The organism is Methylobacterium sp. 001424705 (genome assembly GCF_059816145.1).
In genome coordinates this window covers 1-16,030 of sequence record NZ_JCBANU010000038.1, presented here as the reverse complement: position 1 = coordinate 16,030, position 16,030 = coordinate 1, and the positions used below count along the sequence as shown (strand labels likewise).

Below are 16,030 nucleotides of genomic sequence, written 5' to 3'. Positions count from 1 at the left end.
GAATCGCCGGCATCGAGCTCGGGCGATCAGCTCCGCCGCAGGGCGTGGATCGAGAACAGCCGGCCGGGATCGGTCCAGACCGCCTCGGCGCGCCAGCCGGCCTCGGCCGCCAGGACCCGGAAGCGCTCGACCGTATACTTGTAACTGTTCTCGGTGTGGATCGTCTCACCCTCGGCGAAGGCGATGTCGCGGTCCGCGATGCGGATGGTCTGCGCCTTCAGACTGACGAGGTGCATCTCGATGCGGGAGGCCTCGGGGTTGAAGAAGGCGCGGTGGGCGAAGGCGTCGAGATCGACCTCGGCACCGAGTTCGCTGCGCATCCGCACGAGCAAGTTTCGGTTGAAGGCCGCGGTCACGCCGGCCGCATCGTCGTAGGCGGCATCCAGCACCGCCTTCTCCTTCACGAGGTCGACGCCGATGATCAGGGTAGCGCCGGCTCCGAGCACCCGCCCGAAATGCGCGAGCAGCCGGGTCGCCTGCGGCGGCTCGAAATTGCCGATGGTGGAGCCGGGGAAGAACCCGGCCACGGGGCCGTCCGACAGGCCGGCCGGCAGGGTGAAGGCGCGGGTGAAATCGGCCGCCACGGGGGTGATCGTCAGGTTCGGGAAGTCCCGGGCCAGGGCCTCGGCCTCACTCCGGAGAAAGCTCTCCGAGACATCGACCGGAACGTAGGCGGCGAAATCCGGCCGGTGCACCATCAAGCACCGGACCTTCACGGTCGAGCCGCTGCCGAGCTCGACGAGGTTCGCCCGGGCCGGGAGGGTCGCGGCGATGGCCGCCCCCTGGGCGTCGAGGATGCCGAGCTCCGTGCGGGTCGGATAATATTCCGGCTGCCGCGTGATGGCCTCGAACAGATCCGAGCCCACCGCGTCGTAGAAGTACTTCGCCGACAGGAATTTCTGGGGTGCCGAGAGGCCAGCCAGGACATCGTCCAGGAACTGACGCTCGGCATCGATGGCCGCGATCGGGGTCGCGTCCGTGAAGACGGGGTTGATGGTCAAGGAACGTCTCCAGTTACGCGACGATTCAGGGACGGGTCTTGGATCAGGACCGGGCGTCCGACAGGCGCAGGCCCGTGAACTGCCAGCGCTGATGGGGATAGAAGAAGTTGCGGTAGCCGACCCGCGCATGGCCCTGCGGGGTCGCCACCGAGGAGCCGCGCAGGACGAACTGGTTCGACATGAACTTGCCGTTGTACTCGCCGAGCGCGCCGTCCACCGGGCGGTAGCCCGGGTAGGCGGTGTAAGCGCTGCGGGTCCATTGCCAGACCAGCCCGAAGGCGTCGGGCAGCAGGTCCTCACGGGCCGCCACCTCCCACTCGAACTCGGTGGGCAGGTCTCGCCCGGCCCAGCGGGCATAGGCATCGGCCTCGTAGTAGCTGATATGGGTGACGGGCAGGTCGGGATCGACCGGCCGAATGCCGGCGAGCGTCATGCTCGCCCACCCGCCCTCGGCCTCGCGCCAGTAGCCCGGCGCCTCCCACCCTTCGGCCTGGGCAGCGATCCAGCCATCCGAGAGCCAGAGCTCCGGCCGCGCGTAGCCACCATCGGCCATGAAGTCGCGCCACTGCCCGTTGGTGACCAGGGCCCGGTCGATGGTGCCGCCCTGGATCAGCGCATCGTGGCGCGGCGACTCGTTGTCGAAGGAGAAGCCCTCACCGGCATGACCGATGGGCACGATGCCCCGGCGCAGCTCCGCCCGCCCCCCTGCGCTCTGGGGCCGGGGAAAGCGCCAATCCGCGTCGTAGGCCGGTCCGAGGGGATTCTGGGCGAAGGCGTGCAGGATGTCGGTGACCAGCAATTCCTGGTGCTGCTGCTCGTGATAGAGCCCGATCTCGAGGACCGGAAGCACCGCCTCGAGGGCGCTGGCGGACGCCTGACTCAGGAGGGCGTCGACCGAGCGGTCGACATGCGCGCGGTAGGCGGCGACCTCGTCCGCCGTCGGGCGGGTGATCAGCCCGCGCATGATCCGCGGCTGACGGGGGCCGGCAGCGACGTAGTACGAGTTGAACAGGTAGTGCAGCCGCTCGTCGTAGATGGCGTAGCCCGGCAGGTGCTCGCGCAACAGGAACTGCTCGAAGAACCATGTCGTGTGCGCGCGATGCCACTTCGTCGGGCTGGCATCCGCCATCGACTGGACCTGCTGGTCCTCGGGCGAAAGCGGTGCCGCCCGTCGCTCGGTCTCGTCGCGGACATGGTGGAAGGCCGCGATCCAGGCCGCGCGATCCACCGGCGTCGCCGAGAGGGGCGGGGGCGGGAAGGCCGATCGAACGGCCTCGGCCGCAGAGGTCTCGCGAAACGCTGCCGTCGCTGCCATGGCGGCCACTCCCATATCCGAACCCGCAAACCTGAACGTGAGAGGGGAGATATGGCCGCGACAGCATTCGGCAACGGAGGCCGAGCGGGGTCCTTCGTCGCGGCCACGCTCGCACCGCCGGATCGATCGCCTTTTTCCGGCCACGGTGACCTCCCCTTAACCCTCCGGAGCCGACACTTCGCCGTTCACGCGGGACAGTCGGGCCGGACTCGGATGCGGATCGATCTTATGGCAGGAGCGACCACGGCGGCCGTGGCACGGAGCGTGGCGCCAGCGCCCACCATCCTGGTGTTCGACTCCGGGCTGGGCGGGCTGACGGTGCTGGAGCAGGTCCGGCGGGCCCGACCGGATGCCGCCTACGTTTACGCCGCCGACGATGCCGCCTTCCCGTATGGCCGCCTGTCCGAGCCGGTGCTGGTCGAGCGGGTACTTGGGGTCATGGGGCGCCTGATCGGCCTGCACGCGCCGGACCTCGTGGTGGTGGCCTGCAACACCGCCTCGACCCTGGTGCTGCCCGCCCTGCGCCAGCGCTTCGCCACCCCCTTCGTCGGCGTCGTACCGCCGATCAAGCCGGCCGCGGAGGCGACCCGCTCGCGGGTGGTCAGCCTTCTGGCGACCCCCGGCACCGTGGCGCGCGCCTACACCCACGAACTCGTCGAGACCTACGCGAATGCCTGCGCCGTCACCCTGGTGGGCGCCCCGAATCTCGCCGGTTTCGCGGAAGCGGAGCTGGCCGGCCAGCCCGTGGACGACGCGGCCCTGGCCCGCGAGATCGCACCCTGCTTCGTCACCCTGGAGGACGGCCGGCGCACCGACGTGGTCTGCCTCGCCTGCACCCACTACCCCCTGCTCCTCGCCCGGTTCCAGGCCCTCGCCCCCTGGCCCGTGACCTGGATCGACCCGGCCCCGGCCATCGCCCGGCGGGTGACGCAGCTGATCGGGCCGAGCCCCCGTGCCCTGGGCCGGGATGATGCGCCGGTGCTCGGGGCCTTCACGAGCGGCGCCGGCCTCACGGCGCCCCTGCGCCGCTCCCTCGAATCGCGCGGGATCGGACGCGTGGCGGTGGAGGCGATGCCGCTCGGCCTGCAATAGGCGACCGGCAGCCGGCTCGGCATTGACGACGGCGGCTTCGTGCTCTAACGAGACGCCGGTAACGGGGCTCCGACGAGGGGCCCCGATGCTTTTCAAGCGCACCCGTGGGCGGCCATGTCCGTCCTGTCGCTCCGCTCCAGGCTCCCGGGCCCGGCGGAGAGAGGAGGGCGCGTTCCTCGATAGATCTCCATTGCGAGAGGAACCGCGATGTCAAAACGCATTCAGGCGAAGCACAAGCTCGATCGCCGCATGGGCCAGAACATCTGGGGCCGCCCGAAGAGCCCCGTCAATCGCCGCGAGTACGGCCCCGGCCAGCACGGCCAGCGCCGCAAGGGCAAGATGTCCGACTTCGGCACGCAGCTGCGCGCCAAGCAGAAGCTCAAGGGCTACTACGCCAACATCACCGAGAAGCAGTTCCGCCGCTACTACGCCGAGGCGATCCGCCTGCGCGGCGATTCCGGCGAGAACCTGATCGGCCTGCTCGAGCGCCGCCTCGACGCCGTCGTGTACCGCGCGAAGTTTGTTCCGACCCCGTTCGCGGCGCGTCAGTTCGTCAACCACGGCCACGTCAAGGTCAACGGCCAGCGCGTCAACATCGCCAGCTACCTCGTGAAGCCGGGCGACCTGATCGAGGTCAAGGATTCCTCGAAGCAGCTCGAGATCGTCGTCGTGGCCGCGCAGCTCGCCGAGCGCGACGTGCCGGACTACATCGAGGTGGATCACTCCAAGATGACGGCCCGGGTCACCCGCGTGCCGAACCTCGGCGAGGTTCCCTACCCGGTCCAGATGGAACCGAACCTCGTGATCGAGTTCTACTCGCGCTGATCCCACCGGATCATCGCCGAGGATGCGAAAGGGCCGCCTGCGAGGGCGGCCTTTTCTCGTTGGGGCGACGGCTTCAGCGCAACGGCCGCCCCGTCTCAGCGGGGGAGGGCGCTACCCGGGGACGCGCGATTGCGCGACTGCAGGGCACGGGACGCATCCCGGGCGCTCGGCGGAAGTCCGGTGTCAGCGGCAGATCCCGGCGCGTCGCCCGGCGCACCCGGCACGAAGCCGCGTCCGTCCCGCCCACCCGTCTCGAAGCCGTAGCCCGCATTCACGCCAGCATAGAAGCCGGTGAAGTCCTCGGCCGCGGCCGGCGCAGGCGCCGCCAGGCCGGCCAGGCCGATCAGCGAGAGGAGGGTGGTCCGCATTCCGATCTCCGGAGGCAAGGTCGTGTCTCGAAAGGTCATGTCTCAAAACGCGAAACGGCGGCCCGGAAGGGGCCGCCGCTTCAGTCATGCCGTGAAAGGTGGCCGCAGCGCGGCCAGCCCGGGTCGATCAATCGTCGACGTTGATGCTCTGGGCCTCGCGGCCCTTCTGACCCTCGACGACGCCGAGGACGACCTGCTGGCCTTCGGCCAGGGAGTCGAGGCCGGCGCGGGAGAGGGCCGAACGGTGCACGAACACGTCCTTGCCGCCGTCGTTGACGGAGACGAAGCCGAAGCCCTTGGCCGGGTCGTACCACTTCACCGTGCCGGTCATCTCGGTGGACGGGCCGCTGGCGAAGCGTCCGCCGCCACGGTCGCTACCGCGGTCGCCGTAACCACCGCCGCCGCCGCCGCCGTAACCGCCGGCACCGCCACCGCCGAAGCGGTCGCCGCCACCGAAGCCGCCGCTGCGGGGCGGACGCGCGTCGCGCATGGGCGCGGCCTCGGCCGTGGAGGTATCCACGCTGGTGACGTCGGTCACCTGCGGACCCTTCTGGCCCTGGGCGGTGTGAACCGTCAGGCGCGTGCCGGGGAGGAGGTCGGCATGGCCGGCAGCTTCGACGGCGCGGATGTGGAGGAAGGCATCGCCCGAACCGTCAGCCAGCTCGACGAACCCGAAGCCTTTCTCCTTGTTGAACCACTTGACCGTCGCATCGCGCTCCGGTCCAGAGGGTGCCGCAGCGGCGCGCGACGGACCACGGTCGAAACCGCCGCCACCGCCGAAACCACCACCGTAGCCACCGCCGCTCGGAGGAGCCTGATCCGGCCAACGCGGCTCGGCTCCACCCTCATCGAAGCCGCGCTTCTGCGGCCCCCGAAAATCACGACCACGTCCCATAGAAAGCTCGCAAAAACCGTCCGCCGACCATCAGTTTCGATAACCGCGTGCGCGCCATCCCAGACAGCCCACGCTCCGCTCTATCATTACTCCCAGCAGCGGTGACCAAGAATAACGCCTTAGTCCTGACTGAAAGCCGCCTTGATCGCAAGATGCTTCTGCCCCGGTTGGCGAGAGTTCCGTAACTTTCCTGCGGCAAAATGCGTAGCTTTTTAGCGCACCCCGGCGGCGGGGGCGGCCCGCGCCCGACGCCGAGGCCTGTCTCGCGCCTGACGATCGAATCGATTTGCGGGTCGATGTTAGCAAAGCGCAAAGTCCCGGACGGTAGGGTGCCCACGGGGCATGTCCGCCCCGAGCCGCCGGGCCCGACGCCGCATCCATGATCGCCACCCCGAGTTTTCCGGACCTCTCGGCACTGGTGGTCGACGAGAGTCTCTACATCCGCCGCATCGTGCGCGACATGCTCATGCGGGTCGGGATCAAGCGCGTGCTCGAGGCGCCGGACGGGGCCGAAGCCCTGGGCGTCCTGGCCGAGAGCAAGCCGGACCTCACCATCATCGACTGGGACCTGGCGATCCTCTCGGGCGAGGAGTTCATCCGCCTGGCGCGCACGCCCACCACCTCGCCGTCGCCCACCGTGCCGATCATCCTGATGCTGGCCCAGCCCCGCCGCAACGTGGTCGATCGGGCGATCTCCCTGGGGGTCAACGAGATCATCGCCAAGCCGTTCTCGCCCAAGACCCTGTGGTCGCGCCTCGACGAGGTGATCAACCGGCCGCGCCCGTTCTCGCAGGTCAAGAGCCTCCTCCGGCCCGTGCCGCGCATGGCCGCGGCCGGCAAGCTTGGGTGAAGCCCGCTCGGAGCAGGCCCGGCCGGCTCCGTTCGAGCCGCCGAAATCATCCCGGATCCGATCGTGTTCGCGATCGAGGCTTTGCAGTTTGCCGGGGAGACCTGTAGCGTCTCAAGCGACTGTTGGTCCGGCTGTCCGCCTGGGACCATGATCGAGGATTTCGGCTCAGCCGATGAGGGACGAGAGCGCCGCGACCATGCCGGTCCGCCCGAGCGGCGGGACAACGCCGCTGGCGGCATCGGTGGCGCGCGCCGATGCGCCGGGTCCGGCCGGCCGTCCGAGCCGGCGCAGCGCCTATGCCGCCCTCGACCTCGGCACGAACAATTGCCGCCTCCTCGTGGCCGAGCCGGCCTCGCACGGCTTCCGGGTGATCGATGCCTTCTCGCGGATCGTCCGTCTCGGGGAGGGGCTCGGCAACTCGGACCGGCTCAGCGAGGCCGCGATCGAGCGGACCATCGAAGCCCTCCGGGTCTGCAAGGCCAAGATGCAGGCCCGCGGCGTGGTGCGGGCCAAGATCATCGCCACCGAGGCCTGCCGCCTCGCGGTGAACGGGGCCGAGTTCGTCGAGCGCGTGCGCAACGAGGTCGGGCTCGACCTCGAGATCGTCGACCGGCAGACGGAGGCCTACCTCGCCGTGACGGGCTGCGCCGCCCTGGCGGACCCCTATTCCGAGTCGGTGGTCATCTTCGACATCGGCGGCGGCTCCACCGAGATCGCCTGGCTCGACGGTGCGGCGACGAACCCCTCGGCCGATCCGACCCTGCGCATCCGCGCCTGGGACTCCCTGCCCGTGGGCGTCGTGACCCTGGCCGAGCGCCACGGCGGCTCCGACGTCACCCGCCTGACCTTCGAGGGCATGGTGGAGGAAGTGGCCGACCTCCTGGCGCGCTTCGCCATCCGGGCCGCGCCGGCCGCGAATGCCCGGCACTTCCACCTGCTCGGCACCTCCGGTACGGTGACGACACTGGCGGCGATGCACCTGCGTCTCGCCCGCTACGAGCGCCGGCGGGTCGACGGTCTCTGGATGAGCGACGCCGACGTGGGCGAGGCCATCGACGACCTCCTCGACACCCGGCTTGAACAGCGCGCGGACAATCCCTGCATCGGGCGCGACCGGGCCGACCTGGTTCTGGCGGGCTGCGCCATCCTGGAGGCGATCCGCCGGGCGTTTCCCTCCGACCGCCTGCGCATCGCCGACCGCGGCCTGCGCGAGGGTCTCTTGATGAACATGATGCGTGAGGACGGCGTCTGGCGCCGTGGGAGCTACCGGTGAGTGACAGGCGTGGTGCCGGCGCGGGTCTGCGCGGCGAACTCAAGCAGCGGGTGAAGACGGGGCGGGGCCGCACCGCCTCCCAGAAGCGCTGGCTGGAGCGCCAGCTCAACGATCCCTACGTGGCCCGGGCCAAGCGCGAGGGCTACCGCTCGCGCGCGGCCTTCAAGCTCATCGAGATCGACGAGCGCTTCAAGCTCCTGAAGCCCGGCCAGCGCATCGTCGATCTCGGCGCGGCCCCCGGCGGCTGGTCGCAGGTGGCGGCCAAGATCGTGGGGACCAGCGGCAAGATCGTCGGCATCGACCTCCTCGAGATCGAGCCGATGGTCGGGGTCGACTTCATCACCCTCGACTTCCTCGCCCCCGAGGCGCCGACGCTGCTCACCGACCTCCTCGGGGGTCCGGCCGACCTCGTGCTCTCGGACATGGCCGCCAACACCACCGGCCACAAGCAGACCGACCACCTGCGGATCATCGGCCTGGCCGAGACGGCGGCCGAATTCGCCCGCGAGATCCTGGCACCCGGCGGATCCTATCTCGCCAAGGTGTTCCAGGGCGGCACGGAAGGGACGCTGCTCGCCGACCTGAAGCGCGACTTCGCCAGCGTGCGCCACGTCAAGCCGAATGCCAGCCGGGCCGATTCGAGCGAACTCTACGTGCTGGCGACGGGCTATCGCGGGCCGACCGGAGCCGCCGTCGAACCGCGGGATCCCTGAGCCGAGCTCCTCCCGGGCAGGGGAAGCTCCCAGGTTAGGGGAAGCGTGACCATAATGCACTGCGTGCAACGCAGCGTGAAGGCTGACGCAGACCTCTCTATTTCCGACGACTTCCTGTTCAAGATCCGTTGCGACGGTTTCGAAGTAAAATTTAGATTTATGCACTATAGTTTACGGATCTCGCGTGCCAAAGTAGAAATATAGTCCCGGACAGCAATCTTGCGCGCCGCAACATGAATGGTGCAGGACAGCATCTCCGCGAGATCGCTGCGAGCCATTTGAATGTCCGAGACGTTTCACCCTCAGTCCGGTGCCGAGACGGAAAAACTGTTCCACCGCCGCAAGTTCCTGGAGTTCCTGTCGGCCAGCCCGGTGGTGGCGCCCGGGATGGTGAGCGCGCTCGCCGGCCTGTCGGCCCTCGGCACCGACGCCGCCATGGCCCAGAGCTACGACGTCTTGCGGCAGTCCCCCGGCAATGTCGGCGAGATCATCGATTCGCCGAGCCAGGCCCTCAACGTCTTCGATTTCGAGCCGGCCGCGAAGAAGGCCCTGCCCCCGGCCCATTACGGCTACCTCGCCAGCGGCGTCGACGGCGACGAGACCCTGAAGGCGAATCGCGCGGGCTTCGAGAAGATCCGCATCCGTGCCCGCCGCCTCATCGACGTGCGCAAGATCGACACCACGGTGAAGATCTTCGGCGAGACCTGGGCAAGCCCGATCGTGCTCGCCCCGGTGAGCAGCCAGGCCGCCTTCCACCCCGAGGCCGAGTCGGCCGTGGCGCGCGGCGCCAAGGTCAAGGGTCACCAGATGATCCTGTCGACCGTGGGCAGCACGTCGATCGAGGACGTGATCAAGGAGCGCGGCGCGCCGGTCTGGTACATGCTCTATCCGACCGACGACTGGGCCGTGACCGAAGCCCTGGTGAGGCGGGCCGAGAAGGCCGGCGCCCCCGCCATCGTCCTCACCGTGGACCGCCAGGGCGGCCGCAACACCGAGACGCTGTTCCGGGAACGCCGCCTCGACACCCGCACCTGCTCGGATTGCCATACGCCCGGCTTCAAGAACGAGGTCAGCCGCAAGCCGATGTTCGACGACATCGACGTCTCGAAGGTGACGAACCTCTACGGCACCGGCATGACCTGGGACTACGTGAAGCGCCTGCGCGGCATCGTGAAGGGCAAGCTCGTCCTCAAGGGTATCGTCACCCACGAGGACGCCAGAAAGGCCCTCGATTACGGCGTCGACGGCCTGATCGTGTCGAACCATGGCGGCCGTGCCGAGGAGAGCCTCGAGGCGACGATCGATGCGCTGCCGGAGGTCGTCCAGGCGGTCAACGGCCGGGTGCCCGTGCTCATCGACGGCGGCTTCCGCCGCGGCACCGACGTGATCAAGGCCCTGGCCCTCGGCGCCAACGCGGTCTGCATCGGGCGTCCCTACGTCTGGGGTCTGGCCGCCTTCGGCGAGCCCGGCGTCACGGCGGTGCTGGCGATCATGCAGCGCGAGTTCGAGACGATCATGCGCCAGGTCGGCGCGACGAAGCTCGCCGAGATCACGCCTGCCAGCGTCAGCCGCGCCTGAGATCATCGACGCGGCGGCGAAACCCGTGCGCCGCCCCCTCCGGATCGCTTCTCGGGCAGAACCGCCCGGGGAGCGATCCGCGTTCCAGGGCTCGGCCGGCGAACCGGCGGGACAGGTCGGGTAAGACTACGGCATCCATCGCGGTGCCCCGTTCGGCCCCCAGCATTGCGCCGAACGCTCAGGACGCCTCCGGTCTTCAATCCCGGCCGACGCGGCGCTCCGTGAATCGAAGGATCGATGCGCAGCGCTCTCGCGCGGTTTCTTTGCGGAGCAGCAATTTTCCGATCTGCAGGGCCGGATCATTACGTTTTCATTAGCCCTGATCGCCACGATCACTCAGCGATGTCGCGGACTTCAACACATCCTCCATGTTCCGCAGTCCAGATTGCCGAACGCGATCCGGGCGCCTGTCCCGGACGGGCAGGCGGTGTGGAGTTGTCGATGGTCTTCCGGTGTCTGGTCTCCCTGTTCGCGGCCGGGATCGGCTTCGCCGCGACGGCGGCGACGGCCAAGGACGTCCCCTTCGCGAAGGTGGCGGATTGGGACATCAGCCGCAGCGGCGACGGCGCCAAGGCCAAGTGCATGATGGTGCGCGGCTACCAGGATGCGGACGACGAGAACGCCAGCGCGGTAGCGATCGGGACCTATCCGGGATTCCTGATCATCTCTCTGGGCTATCAGGGCTGGTCGCACGACAAGGGCGACCGCACCATCGTTCTCCTGGCCGGCGGCAAGGTCGTCCTTCCGCGCTCCAAGTGGAAGGCCGACGATACCCAGTTGACCGGGGAGTTCCCGGACACACTCCTGCCGCACCTCCTGGGCGCCGACGCCATCGTCCTGCGCTTCAAGGATGGCGACGCCGACTTCAAGATCCCGGCCTTCGCCGAAGCCTTCGAGGCCCTGAAGCGCTGCAGCGGACCGCCGGACGAAGTCGCGACGGAGCTTCCGTCGCAGGGCCGTATCGCCAACTACGCGAGCGGGCTCTTCTTCCAGAAGGCGCTGAAGGATTGCGACGTCGCGAGCACGGGCAAGCAGCGCGCCGACCTCGAGGCCAAACTGGCGGCGATGCGTCCGGAGATGAGCCCGATCCAGGCGCTGATCGACATCGAACTCGGCAAGCGCTTCACGGACCCGAAGGCGCCGTTCTGCCCCAAGCCGGACGATGCGGCGGCTTTCGGCACAGCCCTGGGCCAGTACCTCGTCATGACTCCGGAAGCCTTCGCGGCCGAGACGGAGCGGCGCCAGAGTGAGAAGAAGGCGGCGGCGCGGCCGCCGGAGACCCGGATCAAGGTCTACGGGATGGGCCTGATCTTCCAGAAGGTCCTCGCGAGTTGCGAGATTCCCACCACGGCGCGGCAGCGGGCCGACTTCGAAGCCAAGCTCGCGGCCCTGGCGCCCGAGATGGCCCCGGTCATGGAGGAGATCCAGGCAAAGCTGCAGCCGACCTTCGCGAAGCCGGCGACGGAGCTCTGCGCGGCGTTCCGCGACCTGTCGGACGACCCGCAGCCCATCGTCGCCTTCTCGACCCGGACGCCCGAGGACTTCGCCACCTTCATGGATGCCCGAGGGGCCGCCAAGGCGCCCCCCAATCCGGCGGAGACGCCGGTGCCCGGCGCCAAGCTCTGAGCCGCGACCGTCCGCATTCCCACCGGAGAATCCCGTCATGAAGCGCCCGTCGCCCGCTCGGTCCTGCCTCGTCGCCGGTCTGGTTACCCTCGCACCTGCGGAGGCCCAGGAAAGCCCTGTCCCGGAGCGCCCCCTGTTCGAGAGCCTGAACGGCTGGCAGGTCGAGCGTGCCACCAGCGTCACGGGCAGTCCGTCCTGCGTGATCGTGCGGTCCTACGTCGACGAGGACGATGACGACGCCGACAATTCCATCACCTTCGCGCTGGAGAACAAGGCCCTCGTCGTGGTGCTGACCTACGGCAAGTGGCAGCACGACCGGGACGAAAAGATCACGGCCGCCACCGAACTCGGCGGCAAGACCGTGAACGCCAAATCGACCTGGACCGGCAACGGCACCCGGCTCGTCGGGACGTTGCCGGGCAACCTCGCCGACAAGGCCGCGGAGTCCGAGGAGATCCTCATCAAGGGCAAGGGCTGGAAGGCGGCCTTCGACCTGACCGGCGCCGCCGACGCCTCCGCGGCGATGAAGCGCTGCAATGCCGGCGGGGCGCCGAAGCCGCGCTCCTGACGCCTCAGAGCCGGCAGGCGCCCTCCAGCGCCGTGTTCTCGGCCTCGGTGAAGACCCGGGACCGGATCAGGAAGCGCTTGTCGCGCCCGTTCTCCAGGGAGAACATGCCGCCGCGGCCGCGCACCACGTCGAGGATGAGGTGCGTGTGCTTCCAGACCGCGAATTGCGGCCGGCTGATCCAGAAATCGGCGCCCGCCACGGTACCGAGATGGACGTCGCTGTCGCCGGTGAGGAAGTCGCCCACCGGATAGCACATCGGCGACGAGCCGTCGCAGCAGCCGCCGGACTGATGGAACATCACCGGACCGTGCTCGGCCCGCAGTTCCGCGATGAGGTCGATGGCGGCGGGGGTCGCAGTGACGCGCAGGGGCGTCCCGTCGGCGCCGGCCTGGTCGGCGGTGGTCGGGTCGAGGGCGGTCTCGCTCATGGGGCGGTCTCCGGGAAAGGCCTTTCGGGAGAAATAGGGCGGAAGACGAAAAAGCCCCGGCCGTCATCCGGCCGGGGCAAGTCTCACGCGGGTCTGCGTGGCCTGAACGGGTCCTAGAAGAAGCCGAGCTTCTTGGCCGAGTAGCTCACCAGCATGTTCTTCGTCTGCTGGTAGTGGTCGAGCATCATCTTGTGGTTCTCACGGCCGATGCCGGACTGCTTGTAGCCGCCGAAGGCCGCGTGGGCCGGGTAGGCGTGGTAGCAGTTGGTCCAGACGCGGCCGGCCTGGATGGCGCGGCCGAAGCGGTAGGCGCGGGTCCCGTCGCGAGTCCAGACGCCGGCACCGAGGCCGTAGAGGGTGTCGTTGGCGATGCTGAGAGCATCGGCATCGTCCTTGAAGGTCGTCACCGAGAGGACGGGGCCGAAGATCTCCTCCTGGAAGATGCGCATCTTGTTGTGGCCGCGGAACACGGTCGGCTTCATGTAGTAGCCTTCCGCGAACTCGCCCTCCTTCACGTTGCGCTCGCCGCCGGTGAGGCACTGGGCGCCTTCCTGCTTGCCGATGTCGACGTAGCTGAGGATCTTCTCCAGCTGCTCCGAGGAGGCCTGGGCGCCGATCATCGTGGCGGGATCCAGGGGCGAGCCCTGGGTGATCGCCTCGACGCGCTTGATCGCCCGCTCCATGAAGCGGTCGTAGATCGACTCGTGCACCAGGGCGCGGCTCGGACAGGTGCAGACCTCGCCCTGGTTGAGGGCGAACATCGTGAAGCCCTCCAGCGCCTTGTCGAAGAAGTCGTCATCCTCGTTGGCGACGTCGGAGAAGAAGATGTTCGGCGACTTGCCGCCGAGCTCCAGCGTCACCGGGATCAGGTTCTGCGAAGCGTACTGCATGATCAGCCGGCCCGTCGTCGTCTCGCCCGTGAAGGCGATCTTGGCGATGCGGGGCGAGGAGGCGAGCGGCTTGCCGCATTCGAGGCCGAAGCCGTTGACAATGTTGAGCACGCCCGCCGGCAGCAGGTCGGCGATAAGCTCGGCCACCACGAGGATCGAGGCCGGGGTCTGCTCGGCGGGCTTGAGCACGACGCAGTTGCCGGCCGCCAGCGCCGGGGCGAGCTTCCACACCGCCATCAGGATAGGGAAGTTCCACGGGATGATCTGGCCGACGACGCCCAGCGGCTCGTGGAAGTGGTAGGCGACGGTGTCGTGGTCGATCTCGGAGATCGAGCCTTCCTGCGCGCGGACGCAGCCGGCGAAGTAGCGAAAATGGTCGATGGCGAGCGGGATGTCGGCGTGGGTCGTCTCGCGGATCGGCTTGCCGTTGTCCCAGGTCTCGGCCAGCGCGATCAGGTCGAGGTTCTCCTCCATCCGGTCGGCGATCTTGTTCAGGATGCGGGCGCGCTCGCCCGGCGCGGTGCGGCCCCAGGCCTCCTTCGCGGCGTGGGCGGCGTCGAGCGCCTTGTCGACGTCGGCGGCGTCCGAGCGGGCGACTTCGCAGATCACCCGGCCGGTGATCGGGGACGTGTTCTCGAAGTAGCGGCCGGCGACGGGCGCGACCCACTGGCCGCCGATGAAGTTGTCGTAGCGCGCCGAGAACGGCGCCTTCGTACCCTGGTCGAGAAATTCCGGCTTGTTCATCGCGTATCCTCCTGATTGTTCTTATGGGCAGCAGCCAAAGCCAGACGCAGCGTCAAATCAAGATGGACTTTTGGCCAACGGTCGGTCGCGCGAGCGCACGGCCCGGATGATCGGCGCGCCCGATGGCGTCGTGGCGCGGGGGCGATGTTAGACCCGTTCGGGCGGGTTGGCGACCCGGGCGGCGCTCAGCGCGGCCCGAGGCGCGCCAGACGGCGGCTGCCGATCCGCCGGGCCGTCTGCGCGTCGATCCGGGGACCCGCGCGCGCGCCGCCGGGCAGGTCGAGGAGGAGGCCCGTCGCCCGGCCGTCCGGCTCGATGTCGAGGGCGAGGCGGGTGCCGTCCCCGGCCACGAAGACGCGGTCGCTCTCCGGTGTCAGGGCAAGGCGCGCGGGACCGGCCCCGCGAGCGACGAGGCGGTCGCCCTCCCGGACGAGGGCGACCACGGCGCGCGGCCCCGTCCGGTAGAACCCGACATAGCGGTCGAGCACGGCGGCCGGCACCGCAATCTCGCTGACCTCCGGCTGCCCGAGGGCAAGGGCGCCGAGGCGGCGGGACAGGGTCTGGGCCGGCGTGGTCTCGGTGTTGCCGAGGACCACGACCGTCAGGCCGAGATCCGGGTAGCTGTCCTTGATCGCCGAGAACCCGTCGAGGAAGCCCCCGTGGGACAGGAGCCGCTGGCCGTAGGCATGGCCGACATAGAGGCCGAGCCCGTAGCCGTGGCCGCCGTCGCGGACCATCTCGGCCAGGGAGGCCGGTCGCAGGACCCGGCCGGAGAACAGCGCGGCGTCCCAGGCCACGAGGTCGTCGAGCGTCGAGACGAGGCCGCCGGCCCCGAGGACGGCCGCCGGAACCTCGGGGGGCGCGTTGTGCCACTGCCCGGCGGCCCGGTGGTAGCCGGCGGCCCGCTGCGGGATCACCGCCGCCGGATCGGCGTCCCCGGTCTCGGCGAGGCCGGCGGGGGCGAGGACCAGGCGGTGCAGCGCGGCCGCGAAGGGCGCGCCGGTGATCCCCTCCACGATCGCCGCCAGCAGGATGTAGCCGGTGTTGCTGTATTCCTGCGCCGAGCCCGCCGGGAACAGCAGCGCCTCGCGATAGAGGCGGCCCACCACGTCCATGGGCGTCCGGGCGGTCCGGGCGAGGAGGGTCGGGTAATCGGGCAGGGCCGTCACGTTGGGCAGGCCCGCGGTGTGGTCGAGGAGCATCCGCAGGGTGATCGGCGCCCAGGTCGCCGGCAGGCCGGGCATGTACCGCGCGGCCGGGTCGTCGAGCCGGAGCCGCCCGGCCTCCTGCAGCTTCAGGATCGCGGCGGCGGTGAACTGCTTCGTCAGGGAGGCGATCCGGAAGCGGGTCCCGGGCGTGTTGGGCACCGACCATTCGCGCTGGGCAACGCCGTAGGCCTGCCGGACCAGCACCGCGCCGTCGCGGGCCACGATGACGGCGCCGGAGAAGATCCCGGCCCGGGCGTAGGGCCGCACCAGGGCGTCGGCCCGCGCGGCGAAGTCGGGCGGGGTGATCTCGGGCGAGGCGATCGAATCGGCGCCGGCCCGGGCCGGACGGCCCGGCAGGAGGGCCCCGAGGAGCCCGAACTGAACGATGCGGCGACGCGTCTCCTGCATGCTGCCGCCGTTCCGCTCCCCGACCCGCCGCGATCCCGGCATCCGGTCACGGTTCTCCGAAATTGTGGCGCGAGCGCGCCGAGGACCCCGCGCGGCTGCCATGCAGCGCCCCCGATGGCCCCGCCGCGCCGAAGGCACCAAGAGCCGGACGAAACGTTCTGGCTCGACTGATGATCCGCCGCGCCGCCCCAGCCCCCGAGGACCGTCCCAGGTGAGCACCACCCCGGCCAAAATCGCGCAGGCCCCCGC

15 protein-coding genes are annotated in these 16,030 nt (G+C 69.5%); 8 read left to right on the top strand and 7 right to left on the bottom strand.

All coding sequences use genetic code 11. From position 1 onward, the window contains the following. Positions 1-26: 26 nt before the first annotated feature. Together egtD and egtB are read right to left on the bottom strand one after the other, a co-directional pair. Positions 27-1,001, bottom strand: a complete 975-nt coding sequence (gene egtD, locus AC6EUL_RS21230; RefSeq protein WP_499872535.1) for an L-histidine N(alpha)-methyltransferase — start codon at positions 999-1,001, stop codon at positions 27-29. A gap of 43 nt (positions 1,002-1,044) precedes the next feature. Further along, a complete protein-coding gene (gene egtB / locus AC6EUL_RS21225; protein WP_499872533.1) occupies positions 1,045-2,316 on the bottom strand; it encodes an ergothioneine biosynthesis protein EgtB in 1,272 nt (423 codons plus the stop codon). Between the two features lie 213 nt (positions 2,317-2,529). Here egtB and murI point away from each other — a divergent pair, with 213 nt between their 5' ends. After that, complete coding sequence (gene murI / locus AC6EUL_RS21220) at positions 2,530-3,408, top strand: glutamate racemase (protein WP_499872531.1); 879 nt, start codon at positions 2,530-2,532, stop codon at positions 3,406-3,408. Between the two features lie 207 nt (positions 3,409-3,615). Beyond that, positions 3,616-4,233 carry a 30S ribosomal protein S4 gene (gene rpsD, locus AC6EUL_RS21215; RefSeq protein WP_055953400.1) on the top strand — a complete coding sequence of 206 codons (618 nt, stop codon included), beginning with the start codon at positions 3,616-3,618 and terminating at the stop codon, positions 4,231-4,233. A 95-nt stretch (positions 4,234-4,328) separates the two neighbouring features. Here the strand turns inward: rpsD and AC6EUL_RS21210 are convergent, their stop codons facing one another. Both AC6EUL_RS21210 and AC6EUL_RS21205 read right to left on the bottom strand, forming a co-directional pair. Beyond that, positions 4,329-4,601 (bottom strand): hypothetical protein, encoded by a 273-nt coding sequence (locus tag AC6EUL_RS21210; RefSeq protein WP_499872529.1) that lies wholly within the window; start codon positions 4,599-4,601, stop codon positions 4,329-4,331. Between the two features lie 127 nt (positions 4,602-4,728). Continuing rightward, positions 4,729-5,496 carry a cold-shock protein gene (locus tag AC6EUL_RS21205; RefSeq protein WP_499872527.1) on the bottom strand — a complete coding sequence of 256 codons (768 nt, stop codon included), beginning with the start codon at positions 5,494-5,496 and terminating at the stop codon, positions 4,729-4,731. A 379-nt stretch (positions 5,497-5,875) separates the two neighbouring features. On the opposite strand from AC6EUL_RS21205, the gene AC6EUL_RS21200 reads away from it, so the two are divergent. From AC6EUL_RS21200 to AC6EUL_RS21175, 6 genes are all read left to right on the top strand, one after another. After that, on the top strand, positions 5,876-6,346 hold the full coding sequence (locus AC6EUL_RS21200) for a response regulator (protein ID WP_056189093.1): 471 nt from the start codon (positions 5,876-5,878) through the stop codon (positions 6,344-6,346). A gap of 172 nt (positions 6,347-6,518) precedes the next feature. Next, positions 6,519-7,619, top strand: coding sequence for a Ppx/GppA phosphatase family protein (locus tag AC6EUL_RS21195; protein WP_499872525.1), 1,101 nt, complete (start codon positions 6,519-6,521; stop codon positions 7,617-7,619). After that, positions 7,616-8,332, top strand: a complete 717-nt coding sequence (locus AC6EUL_RS21190) for an RlmE family RNA methyltransferase (protein WP_056212797.1) — start codon at positions 7,616-7,618, stop codon at positions 8,330-8,332. Before AC6EUL_RS21195 ends, AC6EUL_RS21190 begins: the two co-directional genes overlap by 4 nt. 282 nt (positions 8,333-8,614) lie before the next feature. Then, positions 8,615-9,910 (top strand): alpha-hydroxy acid oxidase, encoded by a 1,296-nt coding sequence (locus tag AC6EUL_RS21185; RefSeq protein ID WP_499872523.1) that lies wholly within the window; start codon positions 8,615-8,617, stop codon positions 9,908-9,910. Positions 9,911-10,351: 441 nt separating this feature from the next. After that, positions 10,352-11,536 carry a hypothetical protein gene (locus AC6EUL_RS21180; RefSeq protein WP_499872521.1) on the top strand — a complete coding sequence of 395 codons (1,185 nt, stop codon included), beginning with the start codon at positions 10,352-10,354 and terminating at the stop codon, positions 11,534-11,536. Positions 11,537-11,573: 37 nt separating this feature from the next. Further along, complete coding sequence (locus AC6EUL_RS21175; protein ID WP_499872519.1) at positions 11,574-12,104, top strand: hypothetical protein; 531 nt, start codon at positions 11,574-11,576, stop codon at positions 12,102-12,104. A 4-nt stretch (positions 12,105-12,108) separates the two neighbouring features. Here the strand turns inward: AC6EUL_RS21175 and AC6EUL_RS21170 are convergent, their stop codons facing one another. The 3 genes from AC6EUL_RS21170 to AC6EUL_RS21160 form a co-directional block, all read right to left on the bottom strand. Continuing rightward, the gene (locus AC6EUL_RS21170) at positions 12,109-12,531 is read right to left on the bottom strand and encodes a DUF779 domain-containing protein (RefSeq protein ID WP_056272271.1); all 423 of its coding nucleotides are present in this window, start codon (positions 12,529-12,531) and stop codon (positions 12,109-12,111) included. Positions 12,532-12,644: 113 nt separating this feature from the next. Further along, positions 12,645-14,165 carry an aldehyde dehydrogenase gene (gene adh / locus AC6EUL_RS21165; protein WP_056212788.1) on the bottom strand — a complete coding sequence of 507 codons (1,521 nt, stop codon included), beginning with the start codon at positions 14,163-14,165 and terminating at the stop codon, positions 12,645-12,647. A gap of 185 nt (positions 14,166-14,350) precedes the next feature. After that, a complete protein-coding gene (locus AC6EUL_RS21160; RefSeq protein WP_499872517.1) occupies positions 14,351-15,781 on the bottom strand; it encodes a serine hydrolase in 1,431 nt (476 codons plus the stop codon). Between the last annotated feature and the right edge of the window lie 249 nt (positions 15,782-16,030).

Bases quoted from the DNA above. Each gene is read 5' to 3' on its own strand.
- adh (WP_056212788.1), bottom strand. From the start codon at position 14,165: ATGAACAAGCCGGAATTTCTCGACCAGGGTACGAAGGCGCCGTTCTCG.
- AC6EUL_RS21195 (WP_499872525.1), top strand. From the start codon at position 6,519: ATGAGGGACGAGAGCGCCGCGACCATGCCGGTCCGCCCGAGCGGCGGG.
- AC6EUL_RS21175 (WP_499872519.1), top strand. From the start codon at position 11,574: ATGAAGCGCCCGTCGCCCGCTCGGTCCTGCCTCGTCGCCGGTCTGGTT.
- AC6EUL_RS21185 (WP_499872523.1), top strand. From the start codon at position 8,615: ATGTCCGAGACGTTTCACCCTCAGTCCGGTGCCGAGACGGAAAAACTG.
- AC6EUL_RS21210 (WP_499872529.1), bottom strand. From the start codon at position 4,601: ATGCGGACCACCCTCCTCTCGCTGATCGGCCTGGCCGGCCTGGCGGCG.
- egtB (WP_499872533.1), bottom strand. From the start codon at position 2,316: ATGGCAGCGACGGCAGCGTTTCGCGAGACCTCTGCGGCCGAGGCCGTT.
- rpsD (WP_055953400.1), top strand. From the start codon at position 3,616: ATGTCAAAACGCATTCAGGCGAAGCACAAGCTCGATCGCCGCATGGGC.
- AC6EUL_RS21205 (WP_499872527.1), bottom strand. From the start codon at position 5,496: ATGGGACGTGGTCGTGATTTTCGGGGGCCGCAGAAGCGCGGCTTCGAT.
- AC6EUL_RS21180 (WP_499872521.1), top strand. From the start codon at position 10,352: ATGGTCTTCCGGTGTCTGGTCTCCCTGTTCGCGGCCGGGATCGGCTTC.
- AC6EUL_RS21170 (WP_056272271.1), bottom strand. From the start codon at position 12,531: ATGAGCGAGACCGCCCTCGACCCGACCACCGCCGACCAGGCCGGCGCC.
- AC6EUL_RS21160 (WP_499872517.1), bottom strand. From the start codon at position 15,781: ATGCAGGAGACGCGTCGCCGCATCGTTCAGTTCGGGCTCCTCGGGGCC.
- AC6EUL_RS21200 (WP_056189093.1), top strand. From the start codon at position 5,876: ATGATCGCCACCCCGAGTTTTCCGGACCTCTCGGCACTGGTGGTCGAC.
- murI (WP_499872531.1), top strand. From the start codon at position 2,530: ATGCGGATCGATCTTATGGCAGGAGCGACCACGGCGGCCGTGGCACGG.